Origin of the sequence: Roseateles sp. YR242, assembly GCF_900109745.1 — a bacterium.
Taxonomy (GTDB): Bacteria; Pseudomonadota; Gammaproteobacteria; order Burkholderiales; family Burkholderiaceae_C; genus Roseateles.
The window spans coordinates 537,348-560,920 of the sequence record NZ_FOAV01000002.1 but is presented as its reverse complement, the minus strand read 5'-3'; the positions used below and the strand labels follow the sequence as shown (position 1 = coordinate 560,920).

The 23,573-nt window shown below is 63.4% G+C and carries 14 protein-coding genes and 1 pseudogene; 3 read left to right on the top strand and 12 right to left on the bottom strand.

The features are described from left to right. Positions 1 to 2: 2 nt before the first annotated feature. The 8 genes from BMY53_RS06085 to BMY53_RS06050 form a co-directional block, all read right to left on the bottom strand. Positions 3 to 836: a branched-chain amino acid ABC transporter permease gene (locus tag BMY53_RS06085; RefSeq protein WP_092944667.1), complete on the bottom strand. Its 834-nt coding sequence runs from the start codon at positions 834 to 836 to the stop codon at positions 3 to 5. A 7-nt stretch (positions 837 to 843) separates the two neighbouring features. Next, positions 844 to 2,025, bottom strand: a complete 1,182-nt coding sequence (locus BMY53_RS06080) for a substrate-binding protein (protein ID WP_092944665.1) — start codon at positions 2,023 to 2,025, stop codon at positions 844 to 846. Positions 2,026 to 2,062: 37 nt separating this feature from the next. Next, positions 2,063 to 3,016 carry a nitrilase family protein gene (locus BMY53_RS06075; RefSeq protein ID WP_404947855.1) on the bottom strand — a complete coding sequence of 318 codons (954 nt, stop codon included), beginning with the start codon at positions 3,014 to 3,016 and terminating at the stop codon, positions 2,063 to 2,065. Positions 3,017 to 3,188: 172 nt separating this feature from the next. Continuing rightward, positions 3,189 to 5,069 (bottom strand): hypothetical protein, encoded by a 1,881-nt coding sequence (locus BMY53_RS06070; protein WP_143073938.1) that lies wholly within the window; start codon positions 5,067 to 5,069, stop codon positions 3,189 to 3,191. A 319-nt stretch (positions 5,070 to 5,388) separates the two neighbouring features. Continuing rightward, positions 5,389 to 6,855, bottom strand: a complete 1,467-nt coding sequence (locus BMY53_RS06065) for a glycosyltransferase family protein (protein ID WP_143073937.1) — start codon at positions 6,853 to 6,855, stop codon at positions 5,389 to 5,391. 129 nt (positions 6,856 to 6,984) lie between these two features. Next, complete coding sequence (locus BMY53_RS06060; RefSeq protein ID WP_092944657.1) at positions 6,985 to 7,266, bottom strand: type III secretion system chaperone family protein; 282 nt, start codon at positions 7,264 to 7,266, stop codon at positions 6,985 to 6,987. 97 nt (positions 7,267 to 7,363) lie between these two features. Further along, the gene (locus BMY53_RS06055) at positions 7,364 to 9,592 is read right to left on the bottom strand and encodes a hypothetical protein (RefSeq protein WP_092944655.1); all 2,229 of its coding nucleotides are present in this window, start codon (positions 9,590 to 9,592) and stop codon (positions 7,364 to 7,366) included. Between the two features lie 41 nt (positions 9,593 to 9,633). Beyond that, entirely contained in the window at positions 9,634 to 10,113 is a 480-nt protein-coding gene (locus BMY53_RS06050; protein ID WP_092944653.1) for a type III secretion system chaperone family protein, read from the bottom strand. A 135-nt stretch (positions 10,114 to 10,248) separates the two neighbouring features. On the opposite strand from BMY53_RS06050, the gene BMY53_RS06045 reads away from it, so the two are divergent. Then, a complete protein-coding gene (locus BMY53_RS06045) occupies positions 10,249 to 11,346 on the top strand; it encodes a hypothetical protein (RefSeq protein ID WP_092944651.1) in 1,098 nt (365 codons plus the stop codon). Positions 11,347 to 11,406: 60 nt separating this feature from the next. Here BMY53_RS06045 and BMY53_RS06040 read toward each other — a convergent pair whose 3' ends face one another. Then, positions 11,407 to 14,112, bottom strand: coding sequence for a hypothetical protein (locus BMY53_RS06040; protein ID WP_143073936.1), 2,706 nt, complete (start codon positions 14,110 to 14,112; stop codon positions 11,407 to 11,409). 370 nt (positions 14,113 to 14,482) lie between these two features. Continuing rightward, positions 14,483 to 16,204 carry a hypothetical protein gene (locus BMY53_RS06035; RefSeq protein ID WP_143073935.1) on the bottom strand — a complete coding sequence of 574 codons (1,722 nt, stop codon included), beginning with the start codon at positions 16,202 to 16,204 and terminating at the stop codon, positions 14,483 to 14,485. A 173-nt stretch (positions 16,205 to 16,377) separates the two neighbouring features. On the opposite strand from BMY53_RS06035, the pseudogene BMY53_RS06025 reads away from it, so the two are divergent. Further along, a pseudogene (locus BMY53_RS06025) lies at positions 16,378 to 16,662 on the top strand (SDR family NAD(P)-dependent oxidoreductase); the annotation flags it as partial. A 30-nt stretch (positions 16,663 to 16,692) separates the two neighbouring features. Here the strand turns inward: BMY53_RS06025 and BMY53_RS06020 are convergent. Next, positions 16,693 to 20,649, bottom strand: coding sequence for an ankyrin repeat domain-containing protein (locus BMY53_RS06020; protein WP_177200752.1), 3,957 nt, complete (start codon positions 20,647 to 20,649; stop codon positions 16,693 to 16,695). Positions 20,650 to 21,187: 538 nt separating this feature from the next. Here BMY53_RS06020 and BMY53_RS06015 point away from each other — a divergent pair. Then, positions 21,188 to 21,577, top strand: a complete 390-nt coding sequence (locus BMY53_RS06015) for a hypothetical protein (RefSeq protein WP_143073934.1) — start codon at positions 21,188 to 21,190, stop codon at positions 21,575 to 21,577. Here the strand turns inward: BMY53_RS06015 and BMY53_RS06010 are convergent. Then, positions 21,567 to 23,165, bottom strand: a complete 1,599-nt coding sequence (locus tag BMY53_RS06010) for an ATP-binding protein (protein WP_092944639.1) — start codon at positions 23,163 to 23,165, stop codon at positions 21,567 to 21,569. The genes BMY53_RS06015 and BMY53_RS06010 overlap by 11 nt on opposite strands. Between the last annotated feature and the right edge of the window lie 408 nt (positions 23,166 to 23,573).

Here is a 23,573-nt window from a genome sequence, read left to right as displayed (position 1 = left end):
TCTCAGGATCGGGAGAAGCCTTGTGGGCGGATGCGCAGGGTCAGTGCGGCGAGCACGGGAATGACGAGGCCTCCGAGCACGGGGCTCGCATGGCGACTTGCCACGACCTGAACGGCGGCGAAGACGACGCAGGTGAGCAGCAACGCGCCGATGGATTCACCAGCGACCATCACCAGCATGAAGGCGCTGACCAGCCACGGCAGGCCCACGCCCGGATCGACGCTGGACAGCGGGGTGATCAGCACGCCAGCCAGCGCCGCCAGGCTCGAACCCAACGCGAATGCGATGAAACGGACACGGCCCGCGGGGATGCCCAGCCCGGTGGCCAGGGCCTCGTTCATGATCACGGCGCGGGTGCTGACGCCGAAGCGCGTGCCGCTGAGCAGACCGATCAGTGCCGCGGCCAGCAGAATGGCCAACGGCACCAGCAGCAGCCGGTAGGCTGAATAGTCGATGCCGAAAAGGCGAAAGGTTCCGTCCACCGGAGATTCCGCGAACTGGACCTCGCGTCCGAAGGCCAGCACGATCAGCTGCCCGATGATGATGCCCAGCCCCCAGGTGGCGAGGATCGCATCGAGCGGCCGTCGATACAGCGGCCGCACGATCCATCGTTCGGCGGCCATGCCAACCGTGAAACCGACGGCGACCGCAAGCGGCAAGCTCAGCCAGGGCGAGAGATGCAGCTGCGTCGTCACCAGGCTGACGTAGGCGCCGACCGTGAGCAGCGAACCATGCGCGAAGTTCACGATCTTCATCACGCCGAACACCACCATGAGTCCGGCCGTCACCAGGAACAGCAGCGCCGCGGTGGTGAGGATGTCCAGGAGGATCACCATGGGTGACTCACTTCAGGTTGGGGCACTGCGTGCCTGGATCCACCGCAGGAAAGGTCTGCAGGACCCGGACCTGCCCGTCGGCCTGGATCTGGCCCAGCCGCATCGACAGCGCCGTGTGATGGCCGCGGTCCATCCGGATGACCCCGCGGGGTCCGGTGAATGTCACCTCCGCCAGCGCCTTGGTCACGGGTCCGGCCGCCGTGGTGCCCGCCTTCTGCACTGCCGCCTTGTAAAGGTGGAAGGCCTCGTATTGCGGAACGGATAGCTCGTTCGGCGTCTTGAGTGCGTCGCCGAACTGCGTCTTCATCGCCGCAAGGAAGGCCATGTTGTCGGGATGGTCGATGCTGGTCAGGTAGGAGGCCGAGATGTACATGTCTTTGGCCACGCTGCCCATGCCGCGCGCCGTGGCTTCGTCGATGGCGAGGTTGCCGTAGGGCACCGTCAGACCGGCGCCGCGCAACTGCTTGGCCAGGGCCACATTGGGCGCGCCGCCGCCTGTCGCGCTGATGAGGGCATCGGGATGGGCTGCGCGAACCTTGCTGATCACCGACGTCCAGTCGGCGCCGTCGATGGGCAGGAACTCCTCGCCGACAACCTGGCCGCCGGTCTGCTCGATGTACTTACGGGTGAAGGTCAGCATGCCGCGGCCAAAGGCGTAGTCGTTGCCCACGAGGAAGAAGCGACGCGCGTTGAGCGTTTTGGAGAAATAGTCCACCACCGGGGCGACCTGCTGCTCGGGTACCCAGGCGTTGACATACATCCAGGGGTTGCAGGAGCGGCCTTCGTAGAACGACGTGTAGAGGTAGGGCACGCGTGCGCGGGTCACGATGGGCAGCGCTGCATTGCGGGCCGCGCTGGTCTCCATGGCGATGATGGCATCGACCTTCTTCTGGAACACCAGGCTGTCGAATGCCTTCTGCGCGCCCACGGCGCCGGACGCGTCATCCACGATTTCGAGCTGCACCTGCCGCCCGAGGATCCCGCCGGTGCGGTTGATTTCGTCGACGGCGCGCTGTGAGGACTGCACGACGGCCGGCGCCACCACACTATTGGCGCCGGACAGCCCGACGGGGACTCCGATCCGGATAGGCTCGGCCGCAATGGCGCGGCTCGCCAGGGTGCAGGCCAGCAGAGCGCCTGCGAAGGTCAGGGCATAACGCGCAGAGGCATGCGAGAGGGTCGTGAGCATGGCGGAGGTCCTGAGGGTAAGGGTAATGGGACGCGGTTCAGCGTTCGAAGGAGGGTGCGGCGGCGGGCAGGCCTCGGGGTGCCGCTTCGTTGAAGCTGCAAGCGCCGAAGAGGTCCGCGCGGCGGTCCCTGAGCAGGTGGTTGAATGCGTTGAGCTGCCGGCCACGGCGGGCCTGCGCGATGTTGATGCGGGCGAGCAGGAGCTCCGGGCGGTCGATGCTGGCGGGCCCGGCCAGGGGCCATCCGTCGGCATTGACGATCAGGCTCTGGCCGATGAATGCCTGACCGCGCTCCACACCCACCCGGTTGGCGCAGGCGATGGCCATAGCGTTGCTGTGCGCGGCCGCCATGGCCAGTGTGTTGGCCATGGCCGGCATGCCTGCCGGTTGCTGGGGCATGGGCACCCAGTTGGTCGGCATGCACACAAGGTCCACGTGCTGCTCGGAGAGCCGTCGATAGACTTCGGGGAACCAGCCGTCGTAGCAGATCACTGCGGCGATGCGTCCGAAGTCGGTATCGAACACCGGCAGACCGAGGTTGCCGGGTTCGAAGAAGAGCTGCTCGTCGCCCCAGAGATGAAGCTTGCGATAGAGACCGAGCAGGCCTCGTGGGGACATGATGGCGGCCGAGTTGTAGAGGCGCTCACCCTCCCGCTCGGCGAACCCGGCCACGAGATGGACGCCGAGCCGGGAGGCCGCTTCCGACCAGGCTCGCAAGCTGACGCTGTCGCTCACCGGTTCCGCCGCCGCGAAGGCCTCGGACCGGCTCTTGAAGGCATAGCCGCTGGACACCAGCTCCGGCAGTACGATCACCGACGCGCCGCGCGCCGCCGCCATCTCGATGGTAACCATGGATTCTTCAAGATTCTGGGCACGTTGGCCCAGGCGTGGTTCCATCTGGACGCAGGCAACCAGCGTGTCAGGGAGTTCGCTGTCGCCCGCGGTGTGGTCGACGTCAAGGGAGAGATTCGACGGTGAAGAGGGCAAGGACATCGGACACAGCTCCAAGAACGCAAAAGCCCCTGGCCGCGCGGATGCGCAAGACAGGGGCTTCATAGCCGGAATGGAAGGTCAGCGATGCTGCTGACGACCCTGCGGCCCGGCCCGGGGCCGGCGCGAGAGTTGGGCGAAGAATAGGAAGCTCAGGCGGGTCTTGTCAAGGTGATTAACCAGTGCCGACCGCTGCGGCGTCCGGAGCGACCGGAGCGTCCAGGGCGTCCAGGGCGTCCAGCACGGATCGCGCGAAGGCCACGGGCGCGTTGTCGCCGGCTGTGGCCCTGATTGCCTCCTGGAGATGCTGGTGGGCTTGCGCTGCGCGGTTCTGGCCGATCAGGAGATCGGCGCCAGAAATCAAGCCGTGCCGGATTTGCGATCCGGTCGAGGGGCGGCGGGAGATGTCCCCGCGTTCCGGATCGGCGATGGGCACCACACCTTCCTTGCCGAAATTTTTCAGTGTCTGCGTCTCGGCTGCCGACCAGGCCGAGATCCAGGACAGGAGGGTATTGAGGACGAGTGCGCCAATCAACCAGGCCGTCGGCGTGGAGGAGGCGGTGCCGTGTGCGGCGGTCACGATCCGTGTGCTCATGCTCGCCGCGGCCGTGCCGGCCACGCCGAAATGGAAGCTCTGCGTGCCGCGCTGCGTCCATTGAACCTTCCATTCCGACAGCGTCGACTTGGCACGGATGTCATGATGCAGGACGCTATCCCGGTTGAACATGCTGGCCCAGATGCCCTGGCGTGAGGCCTGCAGCATCATTCGACCGGCCCAGTCGTTTTCTGGATCCAATTCGGTGAATCGCCCGGCCCGGACCGCTTCCCGTTGCTGCTGCAGTTCACCACGAAGTGCATGGCCATCGGGTAGATGTGCGAGCGCTTCCTTGAGGACCCGATCTACGCGTTTGGCCAGCGATTGCACGGGGCCGAGCACCCGGGCGCGGCACTTGTCAGCATCGACGTGGTGAGCTTGCAGGGGCAGTCCGCGTTCGAAGCAGTCCCGCCCTGCCGGGGTGAGAACGTCGGCGAAGGCCAGGTCCAGGAGCGTTTTGTAGCGGACCTTATTGCGTTCGTCGGCGCCGGCGGCCGCGTGTTGCCCGGTCTGGCAGAGCAAGATCCATACGATCTGGAGGACCGCGACCGCCGCTGGCGGCAGGCGCTGCCTCCGCCCGACGTGGCGCAGCTTCTGCGCGAATGCTTCGGGATCGAGCTTGCGGGCGTCCACGCCTGACAGGAGCCCCAAGCCGCTCGCAATCACCGGGCGGGCGACGCGCCAAGGCCGCTGCCACCAGACACCTTCCACCTGCCGCTGATGAGCGCCTTCAGTGGCAAGCAGTCGCCGGTGCTGATGATCGATGCCTTGCGCCGCGCGCAGCAGCTGCGTCGCCGCCTCGCGCAGCTCGTTGCGCTGCTCCTGGGAGGCGCTGGAGAGGAAGGCGTGGAGATCGTCCCTCCGGGCCGGGTTCAGCACCGTCGCTGTGTTCTCCACATGCTGCCGCTGTGAACGGGCGTGGGCGGCGGCCTGCGCGGCGGCGAGCGGCAGATAGTGCTGGTAGTTGACCTGCGTCTTGTCCACGTGGATGAGCGGTCCGTGTCGCTCGGCGGTGTGTTCACTGGGCAGCACCGCCAGCGGCTGTTGCAACACGCCGGTCAGCACAAAGCCCATAGCGGCGCTCACTCCGGCGATGCCCAGGCCCCACCCCGGATTCCCGGTGGCGCCGAGCACCGACGGGAGCACGTACTGCAGCAAGTTGACCGGCAGCGACGCACTTGGATACCAAAGGCCCGAATACCCGTTGGCCGATCTCAGCGCCCGGCGGTCGGCAGTCTCAAGCCCCAGGGCACGATAGTAGTCGTCGAGGTGCCGCTCAGCGAGTTGCATCAGGGCAGCATTGCTGGCGACGGGCGTCTTGCCGGCACCTTCGAAGGCGCGGCCGCCGTATTGCCTGGCCTCGCCCACGATGCGAGCGATGGCGGTGCAGTCGATCTCCCGCGTGATCAGACGCCGGAAAGCATCCTCCATGCCGGCTAGCGTTCGCGGCAGCTCGGACAATGGATGCTGCACGGAGCCGGGCGGCCTGGCCTCCGGGGCCGCTGAATCGGGCCGCGTCGGTGGGAGGGACCGGGCGGAGTGGAGGGGCGAGACGTGAGGTGAGGCGTGTCCCGTTACGGGAGGAAGCGGCACGGTGCCATCCATTGAACGGCGAACCCCGGCCGCGTGCCCGGCCGGACGCGCTGACCCTTGCAGAGTAGGCCCGGCCGGGACCGGGGTGACACCGACGTGTTCGAGAGAAGATGCATCCATCCGAGACTCCTGGAAGAGCCTCGTGGGTGCGTCACACCGCGGGCCCGTTCCGGGTCCGCGGTGAGGGTCACGCAAGGTTCATGGGAATGTCACGTGGCGTAGGCTGGATGGGCTCTGCGCTCCCCGCCGGACGCCGACCGGAATGTCTCTCGGCCTGGCCCTGCAGGAACTGGGCGATCCGTTCTGCGGCCCCTTCGACGGGCAGCGCGTTGCTATGTGAAGGTGCGTAGGGGCCTTGATCGTCAGTTACGTCGGCGGTATACACAGCCTCACGGAACTTGCGGGGACTGCTGATGCCAATCCTTTGCAACGAACCGAATGCGACCGTACCCAGATCCTTCAATGTCAAGAATCGACGGTTCGAGTGCTCGATACCGGACTTCTCACCCCACACGATGGGCCGCACGTTCATGGCGATGCATTCACCAATCGATCCGCCGCCTGGCTGGATCGCCATAATGTTGGCCGCCCACATGTACATGGCCATGCCATTGGCGTCTTGAGTCGGCACCGCTTTGATGCGCGGCCCATTCGCGTTATTCTCCTTCAATCGCTTGTCAAATTCCTCGATGCGTGTTTGCATGTCCTGGTTGTTGCCGGTCAATGCAATGACATAGAGCGACGAGGCTTCTTCATGCGTCATCAAGCCTTCCATCTGGCTGACGAAGGCGCCGGGATTGCGGGCATTGCCAGCCGTCATCATGAGAATGCGCGTCTTGTCTTCCGGGATTTGGAGTTCCTTTCGTATATCAGATTTGGAGTACATGCGGGCCACCTGTTGAAATGCGAGACGGATGGGATAGCCAGCGATCTCAATGCTTTCGCTTGGGACGCCATGCTTGATGGCATGCTGCTTGGTCAGCGAATTGGTGGCCAGCAACTTGTCTGCATTGCCGGGTTGTTTCAGCCTCGGATTGAACCATCCCTGATGCACCTTGCCAGGGTCTGCGAGGCCGATGGCCAGGGGCAAATTCGCCGGCAAGGTCTTGGACAGGACGTCTCCCAGAAAACGGTGGTTCGTGAAGACGTAACTCAATCCGGGAAATTCGTGCAGGATTGCTGTAGTCTGGTCCGCAGCCGCGCGGAATTCAGCGCGTGCGGACACATGCTGGCGCCATCGATTGGCCAGCTTCGCAAGCATCCTGTTGTTGCTGCTCGTATATCGCAAGTGGTCCAGCAAGCCGCGGTTGAACGTGCATGTCGGCATCCTATCGGCATAGATGACCTGCACGGTGGAGCCTGGCGCAATCATGCGCTCCACGATGGCGTCCACGGGTGACCGGTGGCCGCCGCCCTGGCCGCCCGTGACCATCAGAATGGTCGTTACCCTATTCGGTTCAGACCCCTCCGGCGTGAAAACGTGGCAGGTGACGGCAGCCCCGCCCCCCGGAGGATTGATCAAGACGCCGGTCATGGAACTTCGAACGTCCGGCACCGGATGGCGGCCCGCGGCAGGGAGTGTCGCTGCCGCGATTCCGCTTCCGGAGACGACCGTGGGCCGGGGGATGATCAGGCTTGTGGCGGATGAACTCATTGATGTCTCCTTCTGGTTGAAATACGGAGCACGGCGTACCCCGTACAGGGTGGTGCACTGCAACCTGAGTGCGGGCGCAGTGCCGAGATAAGCCGATCAGACGGACACGGTCGGCGCCGGGCCCGGCGTCTACGGGACGGTCGAAGCGCTGGCGCCGTATGTGCTGCGCCACCCCAGCACTCGCGCGACTTGGTGACGCACCAGCGTCTTCAGCGAGTCAGGCGTGAACCCACTGACCGGCATCGCGCCGGACAAGGTCACCCGATCGGTTGTCGGATCGATGGCGAACCGGGGTCGCTTCATCCAGCGCAGCTGGGCCGCGGGCGCGCTGGGGGGCAGGGGACCGTAGGCGACGACCATGAGCAACTGGGACGCGTTGATACCGGGCTGCGGCATGAGGAGGATCGACACGTCCTGAATGCTCAGTGCCAGCGGCGCCTCGGGGTGGTCTGGCCTTGCTGGCGCTCGAGTCGGTAGAACTCGCGGATCAAACCAGGATAGGCGGCGTTCATTGTGGCGCTCCCGATGGGGCAGGCGCTTCCAGCGACGCCGCACGGGACAGCGCCTGCAATGTCTGCCTGGCTTGATGACCGGCGCTCACCCCTCGTCCCAACCGGATCAGTTCCTCCCCAGGGCGGAACACGTTCAGGAAGGCCTGTTTGGCGTAGCGGGACTTCCAGCCGGGGGACTCTTGTCGAGACGGATACGACGCCTTGAGCGCCTGGCGCTGCATGATCGTCGCGTTGACCAATGCGCCTTGGAGAAGCTCACTGCCGATATAGAGGACAAACGGTAGAGAGCCGAACAACGCTCGCAATCCGATAGTTGCAGAATGTCCGGTGGAGGCAGAGATACCGAAGGCGGCGGACACCACCAGCGGGACCAGCGATCCGCCCATGACCATCTGCGTGGCCTTTGCGGCCTTGAGGAAAAGATCGGGGCTGTAATCACGCCAATCTCGCCGAACGCTGTCCGCCACCTGATGGGCAGCGCGGACGCTGTCCGAGACCTCGGCCGAGTCGATGCGATGCGCGGCCGCGTTCCACATGAACTCCCAGTAGCGTGCGGCCACGTTTTTCGTGTGATGCTCGGACAGGGTCAAGGACAACCATTCCTTGGTTGACAGGCTCAGGTCGCGCCACGCGTCACTGAATTCGTCACGAGCTGCGGCCCCCAGCATGGTCTTCAGGTGAACTCGGTCGCGAATCAATGCGTCCAGTGACTGGTCCAGTTCCTGCAGACGGGCATGCTTCCCTTCCTGGTCTGGCGATGCGACGATGTTTCCCCTCGCGTTCTCGACGAGTTGACGCGTCGAGTCCCTGGTACTTTGTTCCTCGGAGGTCAGACTCGATGAGTCCATCGCGTTCTTGGTGTCCAGCCGGTGCAGGGTCGCCATCGCGGCTGGCGACACGTCCAACAGCACCGACAGTTGATCGTTCACGTGATCGATGCTCTCTTCGAGCAGCTTCTGCGTCATCTCGATGCGCGTTTGTTTCTGGCTCTTGAAGATGCCTCGCGCCCAGGTCCAGGTTTCGTCGTCAATCTCGGCGTCGGCTGCGCCCGCTGGCCGAGCCGCCCGTTCCGGCCCGCCCTTGATGAAGTCCACATGCAGAGCGCCGTCGCGAAGCAGTCGGTCCCGCTCCGGACCCGCCCACAAGTAGTTGGCCACCCAGGAGGCGGGATAGGCCACCAACTGGTACGCCAGCATCGTGGGCACCAAACGGGAGCGGGGGTCCCCGGACACGCCAAACACATTCCAGGTTCCGGCGACGATGGCGAACGCGCGCGCGATTCGCACGTAGTTCTCCGGCATGTACATGCGCACGCGTTGCGCCGTGGTGCCGGACGCTTCCTTGAAGTTGGCCAGCGCCGCCGTCAGGGCCGCGTGCATTTGCCGGATCTGAGCCGCCTCGGCCCTGTCCGTACTCGATGCCAGCAGGCGTTTTGCCTCGGCGGACAATTCGTTCATGCTGCTAATGGCCCCGTCGACGTCGACCGCGCCGCCAGCACGGGCTGGCATCACCGCCCGGATATACCGCTGCATGATCAGCACCGGCTGGATCCAGCGGCGTGTTAGAAGCGGATTCACCACCATGTTGAGCAGGCTGCCCATCAAGGCGATCACCGGCGGCGCGAGGTGGCCGGGTGGTGCCTTCTGCCCTGGCGCGAGGTGGTCGAGCATGTGCTTGGCTGTCCCCGCCTGCACGGCGAAGGAGATCAGCGTAGGAAGCACGGACAGCGCGTCCGAGCCCCAGTTGTGCATGTTGAGCCACTGCCCGGCCTCGCGCTGATTGGCTTCGATACGGTCTAGCGAGGGATGGAACGCCAGCAGAAAACTCCGCGTCGCTGCCTCCAGAACGCGCTTCTTTTCATTGGCATTCGCGGTGGTGTATCGCCCCATGTGCCGAAGGAACGAGCGAAGTTCCGTCGCATTGCGGTACGGCGCCCTGGTCCCATCCAGCGTGGGTACCGTGATCGCCTCGATGCGATCCTCGATGACCCGATTCAGTTGGTCCTCTCGCGAGACCGCTATGGGATGCAGCGTGAGCGCGATATGGCTTCCTTCTCCTCGGATCGCTGGTGCAGGCCGGCCCAGGCCACCGAGGTGGCTGCTGGCTTGCAGCGATTCAGGGATGAAACGGGGGGACTCGGAAGCGCCGCGCGGCGCGGTGGTCGGAAGTTGGAAGGCGACAGCGGACGAGGGCTGGCCTGCGGTAGCGGTAGGGCTGAGCGCCATGAGTGGCTCTCCATCGGTCGGGGGCGGGTGAGGAGACGGATTCAGACAGGCGTATGGGCCTGCAGAAGCTCAGCGGTGGCATCGCGGCCCGCCGTTCTCTGCGGGTGCGCGCCAGGGGCCAGCCACTCGCGGGCTTCTTCAGCCATGGTCGCCATGAAGGACAGCGCCTCGAGTGCCTTGTCCGGGTCGAGCCGGTGCAGGGGCAGACGACCTGACAGGAGCACGTGGCCAGGCCGTTCCGGATGGCAGCCGTAGAAAGGGGCGCCAGTTCCCGCGAGATAGAGATTGGATTCCAGCAGCTGGATCGCCGCCTCGGCGCGCCCCACCTGGGGCAGCGGGCCCACATCGCCAAACACAGCCACGGCATCAATGTGACCGTCAAATCCTGCCGCAGGCAGCAGGGAGAAAGGCGTGTCGTTGACGATCAGATCCAGGCGGTGGGGCGTTGCATCGGTTGATGGTGCCTGCACCCGCTCACGCAGTGCCGCGATCAGCACATCGAAATCAAACGGTTCGGTCATGGTTTTCTCTGGCCGTGGTTGTGTGCCAGTAGGTGGTCCACCTCCGATCGCGGTTCCTGCGTTTTGTCGGTCCTGATGCGGGAACTCCCCCGTCAGGGCGGCCACGCAATCAGACTTTCAATCTCTCAACATGCTATGGACACCACCTTCTCCCCCGCGTCTGTGTTCAGGTCACAGGCAGTCACCGGCCCCACACCTGCAGGAGCCACCGGCGGCAACGGCATTCGCAGCGCGCCGGGAGCCGCCCTGGCCCCCGCGTTGGGCGACATGGATGCTGTCGGAAGTCCCGGCGTTGGGTCGGAGCGCGGCACCCAGAACTCCATCTACCTTGAGCTACCCCGCGAGATGCGGCAGGCGATTCATAAGCTGCTCTCGCCTCTGGACAGGAGTCGCGTCAACCTGAGCAGCAGGCAGCTTTACGCCGAGACCGTCGATGGACGTTTGGCTGACCGCATCCTGTGCCGCATCATGCCAGTCGTCAATTTCGATGACTTCAGCGACGTGATTGGATTGCCTGAACACTCACCGGCGAATGCACCCGACAGTGGCTCGTCCACGGAACTTCCGACCATCCGTCATCTTCTCGAACCAGATCGAGGCCGCGCGCTCATGGCGCTGGTGGGGCGAATCGACATGCTGGAGATGGCGCAGTGGAACGCCATGCTGGTGCAAGTCCAGGAACAGTTCAGGCAGTTCCAGACTCCCCAGCCCAGGCGTCAAGACCAGCTGGAATCGATTACGACCGAATATCTAGCTTTGGTGAAGATGGCCGACTGGGAAAATGCTGAAGCGTTTGGAGTTTTGCTCGATGACATTGCGCTACTTCCTGAGGACCGCCGAAACGACATGCTTGAGTTGGCCGCGTATCGACTTCACGGGAGAGATCCAGAGGCCCGCTTGCAATGGCTCAACCGATGCCGGGACATTCCTGCAGACGGATGTCCCCCCAGTTTGACGCAGCTCATCCTGCAGGTGGGACAAAACCAGCGTCTGGGCGACGCCTTGACTCGCGCGATGACGCTGGTGCGGCAGTCCTGGCGTGCGGATACGGCTGCCCGCGTGTTCGGGTACACCCGCCTGCAGGTCCTGACGCTGGAAATGAGTGTCGCGATGAGCCATGGGAAGAATGCGGTACGTTCCGGGCTGAGCATGGCTTGGGCGGAGGCCCGCTTCGGTCTGACGACCGAGGCCGGCAAGAAGGCGCTGAGAGAATATGTTGCACGCACGACTTGACCAGCCCGCCGTGTCAAACCGATCCATCCAGCCATCGCAAGCGCCACGCCTCAAACGGAGTCAAGGCCAGACGCGATCCGTCCAGGCTTGCGTGACGGCCATGCGGGCGGGGTCGGCCCCCAGCTGGGCGCCTTTCCACAGTGCGTACTGCAATTGCTGTTCCGCCGTCTGGAATCGCCGGCCCGCAATGCTGCGCATCGCCATCCCGCCTGTCGTCGCTTGCACGAGCGGCTCACGCCCCACGTCCAGGCAAAAGGCAAAACCGGCATAGGGCTCAGGCTCACCCAGATCCATGTTGTCCGCAGCGCAGCGACGCCATGCCGCCGGATCGGTCCCGGCATACAGCTGGTTGAACTGCCGGAAACCGCCGTTGACGATCATTAGCAGAACACCCGGCTGGAGTTGCTCCAGCCGCTTGTAAGGCGAGGGCGTATCGGCCTGCTGCGTCTTGATGTCCATGATTGACGTCGGGATCATGCCGCGCATGACCGCGGCGCGACCGAAGCGCCCACGGTTCAAGAGCAGCGAGCGCGTGTCGGTGGGGACATACATCGGGATGTCGCTGTTCGCATACTGCGCGATCTTGATGTGCGTATGCAGCCGCCGGATGCGGGAGAGTTGGCCCTGCGTCACATGGGCCGGCGTGGATTCGCCAATGGTGTTGGCCAGCACGTCGGTCGAACTGCTCATGTAGGGCCAGTCCATCGGATAGTTGGCCCAATCGCTCTGGGCGCCTGCGTTGATCGAGGCCTGGGCCTGGTACCACGCGCTGGTCCGGTAGTAGGCCCCCACGCGGTTGCCGGCTTCCCACGCCTGGACCCATTCTCGGGTGACGCGGCCCGAGGCGTCGTGATCCGCCTGGTAGACCATGTGCGGTGCAAGATAGAACGCACTGACCGTGTTGAAGGGCCAGCCCCGGATTTCCCCGCGACCCTTCCAGGTGCGGGAGGTGGCGTCATAGTCGCCGATGAACCAGCGCTGGTCGCCCTCCAGGCCGAAGGTCTGGGCCCAGGACCATTGCTGCACGACGTTCCACTGCAGCAGGCTGCCGACGGCGCGTTCGATGAAGGCGTTGCTTGTGAAGGCTTCGGGCTCCCGCGCCATGCTGGCGGAGGACGCCCGCCGCTGGAGATTGGCCCCGCCCACCTGGGATCCGTACAGCCCGCCCGTGGCGATGTGGTTGCCGCGTTGACCGCCGATCCAGCTGTAGACCTCGAACCCGTAGGGGCGGATCATCGACTGGATCTGGTTGCTATCCACGGGGGTGAGATGACTCCAGTCGCCGTGCACGCCATTGGCATTGCGGTGGGACACGAACCAGGCCTTGATGCGTTGGGCTGTCGCCAGCGGATTCAGCCGTCCGTTGACGAAGGTGGCCCCCGACTCGAAGTCGCCGGAGGGGTCGGCGCCTTTGGGCCAGATATCCATGGGATGGATGGCGGGGAGATAGGCATTCCAGTCGGGATACTGGATCGGTACGGCCGTCTCGCGATTGTTCAAAGTACCGGTGGCATCCATCACCTTGTCGACGTCCGCTTGTGTGATTGCGAGCGCCTTGCCATCCATCGGCTTGCCGAACAGGGCTTTCATGGCGTCGGCAGGCGACTCGACAACAGCCTCCAGGCCCGCCCCGGCCGCCCATTCCGCGATCGGGCGGCTGTCCAGCCCCGGGCCCGGTTGATACGGGGGGTTCCAGGGCGCCGCCTTCGGCACGTGCGCGACCGCTTGCATGGCGTTACGGATGTAGGCCGAGATCTGCTGGCCTTCACGTTCGGACAACCCGTGGAAACGGGCACGTTGCACGATAGAGTTGTTGGAATAGTTGAAGTACTGCAGGTCCCGCCCACCTTCGGCATGGCAGGACGCGCAGGAGGCCTGGATGGGGCTGCCGGTCAACACCGATTTGAGCAGCCGGTTTTGTGCGTTCCACAGGACTTCGCCTGCGGAGACGTCCGGCGTCATGGCTTGCCCTGCGGCCTTTTCGGCGCCGATGTCGGCGTTCTGCACAGGATTGGTGGCCAGACTGCGGCCCTGCACGTCACGAAGCTGCAAGGCAACAATGCGCAGGCCACTGGTTTCACCGTCACTGCCGTTGAAGCGGAACTGGATGGTGTTGCTTCCCGCGATGAGGCGGGCCCGCGTGGCGGTGTCCAGCGCCAGGCTCATGCGCGCCGTGTAGAGACCGCCGCGGTTGAGTCCGCCCTGCAAGCGCTCTGCATCGGCGAGTCTCACGTTGGCGTCGGTGATATCGACCCACGGTACCGCGCCGCTGTCGGCTGCTCCGCCCAGCACGCGGACGCTGGCCTTGACACGCGGCGGCGTCTGCCGTGTCGCCTCGAACTCTGGCGCACCGAAGAATCCGCATCGATGGCACTGGAACCACAGTTCGGTGGTGTTGGCCGCACCGGTGGCATCCAGCGTCAGCGCGCGCGAGGCGATCGTTGGCGCATCCGGAAGGCCGGGGCCGAGCACCTCGATGGGCAGGATCAATGCGTCGGATGTCTGCTGCTGGGCCCCGGAAGATGCTGCCGGCGCGGCGGCGCTGGGCGATGCATCTTGCAGCGTAGGAGAGACTGGATCACTGGCCGCCGGGCGGGGGGCCTGGGCCACCGGCGCGGGGGCCGTGGGCAGCGTACCGGCGGATGCCGACTCTGGACCTCCGGATGCCGGGTTCCCCCCACCGCCACAGGCGGACAGCAGGGCGCTGACGGCGAGCGCGGCAGAAATCCAGTGACGACCGCCCTGGTAATTGACCGATCGATTCATGGCCACGATGTCCTTGTCAGAGCCCGGCTGGGCGATCGGAGGACTCTAGAACCGGGTCGGTTTACCAAGGTCAATCCTGGTTAATGAAGGGGGATTGACGCTGTATTTGCTGTGTCTGCTGGTAACTGGACCCGCGTGGGCGAACCGCGGACATCGGATGCGTATCCATCTCACCAAGGCATTCCGCGTTGACACCGGCCCTATTACGTACAGCGGCAGGACGACGATGGGAAGCTGCAATGGATCGCACTTCCCGGTGCGCCGCTTCGGTATGACGGAAAGGACGGTATCGGTGATCGGGCGGCCCATGTGTCTTCGCAGGTCGACCGCAAGAGCGGGTCTTGAATAAAAAAGTGGCCCGGATTGACCCTTATAGAGGCGTGATGCTTAGCTTTGACGGTGCAGACCTGGCAATCTGCAGGTCGGCCCACCCTCGCAAATTCAGTCGGTCAAGCCCGGCCACCGCGCCTGCAAGAGCGACCTGTCGGTTCTTCGACTTCTTGAAGTTTTGCGCCAGCGCCAGCAGCCCAGCCGCGTGTGTAGTAGAAAGTTGGTCCAGGTGCTCGCTCAGCGCAGCGACACATTCTGCTCTGCTGGATTCATTCAATGTGTCTCCCTCCGGGCCCAATACCATTTGGACCAGCTCATTGATTTGATTCGGTTCGAGGTCGGCCAGCACCGAGGCGAATGCGCAAATGGGCCAGCTCCTGACCCTGGGCGGTAGAGCTGCTGTAGTCTGCAGTAAGGCGGGTGCCATATAACGCGCGCCCGCAGTCATTGCCGCCGTGATGTGGCCCTTGACATCATGGCTGGATGCAGAAGCTTTGGCTAGCATGAGATCGCGCTGACTTCCCGTCAGCCATTCCATATGGCTGGCCCAACTGGTTAGGCTCTCCGCAATATTCGGCTCGTCAAAGCTCTCAAAGCTGGCGTTAAATAACAGATTCCGGTGATCATCGGACACGTAAGGGGCCCCGCGCGCCAAACCTGCGGCGCCCCAAGCCCGTCGGTCCACGCTTTGAATCGTTAGGGCCGTTTCGACGATGTCATAAACATCATCCTGATCGAGATGTTCCAGGGCGGGCCCCAGAGAATGAAAGGTATACGCTGCTTCACTTTCCGTGGAAAAATTCAGAGCAATTGAAATGAGATTTTTCTTCTCGGGGTGGCGTAAGGAAAAGAAGCGTCCATCCAACACCTCGAATACTTTGCGGGCATAAAGCGGACTTAATTCTCCAACAATTTGGATGAGATGTGCAACCTCGTCCTGTTCGAGAAGATGAGCCTGAGCCAGCAATTCGCCTACGTTATGGCACTTATCTTCTGGGAACTCGCACTCCAGGACATCATTGAAAATTCTGTGGCGCTGCGCCCTCGTGAGTGATTTGAATTCTTCAATGAGAACTCGATAAACGGGGATCGCAAGCGAACGCTGGAACCGGAAAAGATTTATCGCCGCATTTACAAGTTGTGATTGAAGCGCTCCCATAAAGGGGAGCGCCGGACAAAAGGCGATGATCGCCTGTGAGAGTGCTACATCGCGGTTGTCCAATACCTTGTTCACAACGCGGGCCTGAAGCTGAGGGTTCAGACGGCTCATTAAATTCGCCATGTCGGGCATGACGCGCCGACGCTCCTCGGAACTCAGATTGCAGAACCAGCTGGTTAGCGCTTCGGAAGCGTCCTTTGGGCCGTACTGCAGAAGACGGCGAGCATTCCGGGTGAGCGTCTGGCTCCGGCGCACGGTATCAGCCCTTGGCAAGCAGTCCGCCACCCAGCTCTGCAGGTCGGTCTGGAACGATCTCAGAGCGACAGTATTCCAGAGGCCTTGCGCATGTGCCTGTAGTGTGCGGCATGTTTGTCCGACAGATCTGACTTCGGCCGGCAAGAGGCGGATTAGCCAGTCAAACGCGAGTTCAGTTGGCAGTTTCGTCAAGCCGGGTTGCCGACTTTCAATGGCCACGGAAATCTGGCCGTCGGGGTGAAGGGCTGCGTTTGTTGTCGCGGCCGTAATGCTCGCCGTGGGAGGCGGCATTGCCGATGCTGCGGCAGCCGGGCGGGACACATCGAAATGGTTGGTAATCGGTTCCAAGATGAGTCTCCAGCGTGTTGATGTTGTTTTGGTGTTCCCAGAAACCGTGCCGTTCCAAGATGATCATTGCGGAACCATGCTTGACCCCGCCACTGACACGGCAATGGCAAGTTGCTTTCATCCGCGCAGGTTGAGCTGTACCAGCGATGGCACCGTGCCAGCAACTGCAAGCCGGCGCGTTCCTCACGACCCGCGCGGCGTTGCGCTACATGTATGTGGCAGGCAAGGGCGGAACCACCCGCTATATGGGGTCGGTGCATTCGAAGGAGGCGTCGCTGCTCAAGGCTCAGTATGTGACGGCCAAGCATGGGCTGATTGGCCAGGCTAAGGTTGTGGCGAAGGAAGGTGCGGCGCAGGGTGTGCGGGCGAACGTCATCTGCCCGGGCTTCGTGCGCACGGCACTCGTGGACAAGCAAATCCCGGAGCAGGCCGTGACCCTTGGCATCAGCGAGGAGGAATCAACGGCGATCGTTTGGGCTCTGTCATTCTCAACTTTTCTCGGTCACGTGCATGTTCAACAGGCTGCGCCCCAACACGGAATGCCCGCTGTTGAATGCAACCACCGCGAGTTTCGTGGCCGTGCTCTCCGTGGGCGTCTCGCCTTGCAGCAACGCTTCGAGGGCAGCCTTGTGTCCGCCTGCCGCTGCGTGCTGGGCCGCAGTCATCGACTGATCGTCGACGGCTTGCCGGTCGCTGTCTGGATGATCGATCAACAGCTGTACAGCTTCCGTGTTACCAACCGCTGCCGCGATCATCAAAGCGGTCTGACCGAGGCCATCACGCTGATTGATGTCAAATTCCAAGTCATCTCTAGTACGGGAGGATGCGAGCAGCAGCTTCAGCATGGGCGTCAGACCGTTCGCGGCCGCCAAGTGCACGGGGTTGTGTCCCTCGCCATTGAGCGCAGTCAGGCTCTTACGGACATTTGGATGGGCCAGCAACGTGGTGAGCGCGGCCTGCTGCGCATGACGTGTGCTCAAGTGCACCGCCGTGTCGCCATCCGCGCCAGCGCGATCGGGATTCGTCAGTTGATTGAGCATGGCGCTGAGTGTGGCCACGTCCCCGCTGCTCGCGGCGCCGTGAAACTTTGGCAACCGTTTGGTCGCCCAATTCGAGATCGTGGTTTGCCGCCCGCTGGCGATCTCGGCTTGCAAGCGAGCCTCGGCGGCTGCGCGATCCAGCACTTCAGGGCTAGCCCCCTTTAGCTGCTCGATCGCCTCGGCGATTCGCCCACTCAGTTCCCTGCTCGCGGCATCGCTCATTGGCGACGCGTCGCGCTCGCCATCGGGCCGGAAGGGCATTCCAATGGGCTCAATCAAGAATTCTTCAAAGGGGTCCTTGCGCCCCCGTTCCTCCTTGATAACGCTATACAAGGAAAACTCTCGCTCCAGGACGGCAACAAGATCGGCCTGCAATGCTTCGCGTGGCACCTCTGGCCACGTCAGGTCGAGGTCTTGGGGAAGAGACGCTTCCTCCGTCGCGAGCGTTCCGGATGCCTCGTCGTTCGGTTGGGCCATGACGCGCCGCCGCGCGGCGACGGACAGTTCACTGAACAGACTGCTGACAGCCTTAAGCAAAGGTTCAGCGCCTTTATCTCGCTTCAGATTCAACTGTAGGCAGTACCACATCATCTGATTGATGGTCTGACGAATACCCGAGCGCTCGGCCAGCGGCAGATCAAGAAGTTCGAGCCTCCTCACTTCTGCGTTCACGGTTCTCTGCACTTGGCTGCGTCGCTCAGCCTCGCTGCTGCGAGCCACGTGCGTCTGCTCCAAATACATGGAAAGCGCCCCGTCGGTAATGGGCTCAGTGGTGGTGAGAATTACCGGGATTTCAGTTAAAGGAATTTGGAATTCGCAATTCGCTACTTGCGCCAAGCGCAACACAGGATTGTCGGCTTCAGTGGACAAGTATTTACGCGCCTGCCGCATCTGGTCCGGCTTGCTCAGATCGACGTCGGAGAGGATGATGCCGCAGTTATAGAACTCGCCTTGCAGCAAGGGCTTCAGAGGGCCTGCCAGGGCGTTGAGATCGATGCTGGGCTGTTTGTCGTCCGTGCTGGCGAAATATCCCTGGTTCGCCGCATTGGAGGTAAAGAGGTTCGCGTACTCCAACAAGGTAAGCTTCAGCACTTGGAATCCCAGATCCGAGAAGATCTGGGCAGCCTTTTCGCCGCAACTGGTCTCGGGCGGGCCAGACAGCGCCAGCGTGGCCCTCTGCACCCGCCGCTTCCCTGCGTCGTTATTGAACGGAAGGGTGTTGTCTACGGCGCGCTGCGCGAACTTGGCCACGCTGGTGCCCCCATCAGTGGTGCCCTCGAATCGTTGCTGCAGGCGAACGATCTTTTCCTCCACCGCCAGGCGCGCGTTCGGGTCACCGGACTTCTGCCAGTGAGACAGGTTCTTATGCCGGGTGGGGATACGCATCACCGTGTCGAAGAGGTTGATGCACATCTCAGGTCTCATCACGTTAAATGGGAAGGGCCTTCCCGCGGGATCCGGAGAGATGTGAATCAACCCGGCCGTGGCGTATTCCATCAGGAGGTCTGCGGTCTTTCGAATGTCGGCCGGGCGATGGTCAAGCTCGGAAGCCCATTGCTGCTTGACCGCCTCGACCACATAGCGCATGGCTTCGCGGCGATTGAGCCTCGAGTCCGTTTGGGCGATCTGCATGTGATGCGCGACGTCCGGCAGCGGAGCGTTGTGGGTGCGTTCAAGCAAGGCATTCTTCGCGTCAAAGAGCAAGCTCTTGACCCAGTCCGGGGGACGATGCTTCGTGAACATGCGATTAATGCGCAGGATAGCCTGCGCGTCGAGGTTGATGGATGGCCCCCATGTCGTCGGGTCCATGGGATCTCCGCTGGGAATTACGCGCGCCAGAGGCTCGTTCTCGCCCAAGGCGCGGAGGGCAGCCATTTCGCGAGCGACGTCGCCGATGACCACCTGCATCATCTGTGGCGACACGTCGTCGGAACCCTGCTGGACGATGTGGGAAAGAACGCCCGCCAGCTGCCCGCGGATAGAGTCTTGCTCCTCCGCGGTGAGAGAACGTTCGAAGTTTCGCTTCAGCAGTTCGTTGAGTACATACGAGGCGGTGTCAACGGCGATGTCATCGCGCTTGTTCTCCGGAGTACGGTTGCAGTAGGCGATCCCGAAACGGCGAAATATCCCCGCGTCGTTGGGTACATTGTTGGTGGTGATGATGAACGACACTCGCCGCAGATCGATGAGAAAAACCACCCCCTCCGGCGCACCGGCCAGTTCGAACCGGCCGAAGCCCGTGTGATCCATCTTGCGTTTGATCTCGTCGAGGTACTGATGGGCGGTTGGTTGGGCACCGGCGGAGCCATCCCCGCCGGACTCGACGGGGCCGACCAGATCGCCTTCCTCGATGCGGACGATGCTTCCGGGGCGAATATGGATAAGCTTCTCGAAGGTGTTGAAGCGCTCTGATGGAGACTGGATGGTCGCTTCTTTGTCCTCAGCGGCCTTCTTTTCGGCCGGCCCAAGATGCTGCAGCAGGTCGCTGAACAGGACCTCCACCTCGTCGCAGCCTGCTTCACCTTTCGCTCGTTTGGCGCAATTCAGCGCTTCGCTGATGCGCCTGGAAACGAATGACTTGCCAGTGCCGGGCTCCCCCACGAGGACGAGAACGTTCATGTCGGAAGAGCCTTTGTTGTCCGTCGAAGGCTTCCAATTTCCAGCAGTCATGAGTCGATGGATGCTCATGAATTTTTCCACGGCGTCGACGCCATCCCGATCGACGTTTGCACAAATCTCTTTCGTGGCTGTTCGAAGTTTTCGCCCTGTTTCGAGGTCGCCGACATCGAAACCCCAAATGTTGCGCGGCACGAAAAGAGAGCTCTCGAAGGATTTGATCAAAAGCTCCAGCGTTTGCATCAGGTGTCCAACCTCGCTGGCCGATGGCTTTGCGCCGGCATCGATGTCCTGACGCCAGAGGGTCTTGATCCGGCCGTTGACGATGTTGAAGACGCTTCGACGAGCTCGAGGCATTCCCTTGATGGTCTTGTCATGCATCCTTAGCAGCTCGGCGTGTGCTTGCCGGAGATCCTCCAGTGCTGTGGGGCGTGATGACGCCACTGTGGTGCGCAGGTGGCTCGAATACTCCTTGAACGTCTTCATCGCGGTGGTCAGCGATGCCATGTCCGCATTGGTAGAGGCCAGAAACGTGGCGACGACGGCGTCGGATACGCCGATCTGAGGCATGGCGAGCTGCAAAAGCTGCTTCAGGTAGCGAGTTGACAGCACAACGCCGTAGGTCAACAACAGTCCGCCTGCCGTGCCGGCCGCGAGGGAAACACCCTCGCGGAATATCTTGGTGAAGCTGCGCCTCAGGAGCGTCGTGTCAAGCCGATAGGGAGCATTGGGGTCTAGGAGATCACGAGCGCTCGTATCGTGTTGCTTGATCAGGTTGCGTGCCGTCACCTCGTCGGATGGACCTTCCTCGCCAGGCGAGGGGGGGGGGGCGGCCGCGAGGGAGACCTGTCGTGGAGGGGCTGCCGAGATGCTGGGTGGGCGGAATCTGCTGAGTTCCGCAGTCACCGCTATGCCAGTGTCCGCCCTGTAGGGATTGGCACTGGGCGAGAGCGTGTCAGCGGAACGTGAACGACGCAAGACGTCTCTGGAACCGGCTGGAGACGTGAAGCGCTGTTGCGCTACCGACGTTGACGGTTGATGATGAGGCTCGCCTGGGCCAATGCCGCGCATGGTTGGAGGTCCGGTTTGGGGAGAGCCTTGGGTGTTCTCGCCCGTGGCCTGGTTCCCATGTGCCAAACGGCTCGATTCGTCTGCGTTGAACAACGTTGCGCTTGACCGCCGTCCTTCCACACGCCCCCTTCCTTGACCTCGTCTTGGTACTCCTTTTGCGGAGCAACTGAATCCCCGTGGTTGGACTTGACGGGTCAAGCGGTAGCTAGCATCGGGAAGCCCACAGCTCTGGGTGGTTGGAATCCAGGAAGGCCCCATGCGGCAGGTGACCCGCTTTCGCCTCGGGGTCATCAGCTACCGCCTGGTGGGCCATGACCGCCTGCTCGTGACCGCGCATGACGCCTGGCCCGACTGCGCGGACCTGGCTTGCAACAAAGCCCCGCTCGATCAGCAAGCCGCGCGCCACCAGGCAGGCGCAGCCGTCGGCAAGGGACTGACCTATCGGGATGGACAGTCGCCGCGCTACATCGACGGTTATGTCGATGATCGATTCGTGACGCTGTTTAAGTCCCGGCTCGGCGGCGACCCGCCCGTCACCGACGCCACTGCCGTGGTGCGCGGCTATCGCTACGACGTCGTCGAACGCAACTTCACCCCGGATGGCCGTCGCGATGGACAGGGCCCGCACAAGGCCACTAATCGATGATCGCCGCATCGCCGCCAGCGCGTACCGCGCGCAGGCCGTATGCGCTGAGGTGAGGTCGCCCCGCGATCTCGTGAAGAGCAGGGCGTACCGGATGTTCAGGCCGTGCGGCCTCCCTGGCCTCTCTGGCCATTCGGGCGTGACCGTGGGCCCTGGTCGTCTCCGGCAGGCGGTACCTCGGCGCGCCATCGCGAAGGTCCCGGGTCAGCAGCGACTTGCGGGCCAGCGCCGACAGGACGCCGACCAGCTCCGGGCGAGACAATGCCTCCAGTCCCGATCCGGGTCTCGATGCCATGACGGCCGCTTTCTGCACATCAAAGTCGCCGTCCAGCGCCGATGCAGCCATCAGCAGGCGAACCTCGCGGGCGGACAGGTGTCGCCAGCCCCAGGCCTGGGCAGCGTCCAGACTGCGATGTCGCTCCGGCCCACCCCGGCGTGCGCCCAGCCCCTGGAGCCCGATGTCGAGCTGCTGCAGTAAACCGTCCAGACCATGGTCCACGAGCTGGGTGGCGGCCAGTTCAATCGCCAGAGGCAGCCCGTCCAGCCGGCGACACAGTTCTGCGGCCTTTCCGGCTTCCCCTTCTTGCAAGACAAAGCCCCTTGAATGTGCCGCGGCCCTGTCCAGCAGCAGACGGATGGCGGGGAAGCACATGGCACGCGCTGTCGTGAGGCGGCTGGCGCTTCGGGGCAGCGCCAGTCCGCGAAGGCGTCGGACGCATTCACCAGAGACGCTCAACGGCTCACGGCAGGTGACCAGCAGCCGCAGGCCGGGGCAGCGCCTGAGCAGTTCGTCCGCGCAGTGGGCGGCAGCATCCACCTGGGCATCGCAGGTGTCCAGCATCAGCAGCAGTTCCTGATGCTCCAGGCAACGGCACAGGGCGGACAGGGCGGCCGGGCCTTCAACGCTGAGATCCAGGGCGGCCGCCACGGTGGCTGGAACGGTGCTGGGATCGGTGACCGCCGCAAGGTCCACGAGGCAGGCTCCGTGCCGATAGTGCTCGGCCAACTGTGTCGCGACGGACAGCGCCAGGCTTGTCTTGCCCACGCCCGCCGGTCCCACCAGGGACACCAGCCGATGCTGTTCGACGTCATCCATCAGCGCCGCGGCTTCCCGGTGCCGCCCCACCAGCGGGCTGACGAGCGCAGGCAGGCGGCGGGGCAGCAGGCTCCCGCCGGCACCCAATGCGGTCGTTTCAGTCCAGTGGATCTGCTGGACGATGCCCACGAACCGGTAACCGCGTCCTCGGGTGGTCGCGATGAAGGCCCGGTGGGAGCCGTCGCCCTCCAGCGCACGGCGCAGTGCCGCCATGTTCACCTTGATGTTGGAGTCTTCCACCACGGAGTGGGCCCAGACTCTCGCCAGGATTTCGTCCTTGCCGACGAGCGCACCGGCTCTTTGCACCAGCAGCGTCAGGATGTCCAGGGCCCGGCTGCCCAGGTGGACCGGCTGATGGTGCTCCATCAGCACCTGCCGCTCGGGAATCAGCACGAAACGACCGAAGGCATAGGCCGTAGGTCCGGAGGAGGGCGGGTCGTCGCCCGATCCGACCGGAGCCGGAGCGGCCCCGTGAATCCTTTTGTGCGCCCACATGTCCGCCACTGTAGGGATCGCTCGAGCAACCGACCAGCCGCTGCTCAGGGATGGCCGCCTCACTCGATCGAGTGAGGCGGCCGTTCTGCCGCGACGCTGGCCACTCTACGGTCGAGCCCTGGCGGGAGCCATCCGCCTTGCTGATGCCCCTCCACGGCCAGTTCCCCACCATGGCCGCACAAGATGCTCGCCACGCGCGGCCATCGGGGAGAGGTCATGAAACGAATACTCGCGCTGGCGCTGCTGGGGCACCCTCGCGATGTTGGCCCATGCCGCTGCCGTCGTGAACGTGCGATTGAACGTGTGTTCATATCCCCAAGGTTCCAAATTGAATAGGATGACCTGATTAGTAACGTGCCTCAGCAGGCTCACGCCATGAGCTACCGTGCCGGAAATCTGACCTCTTAA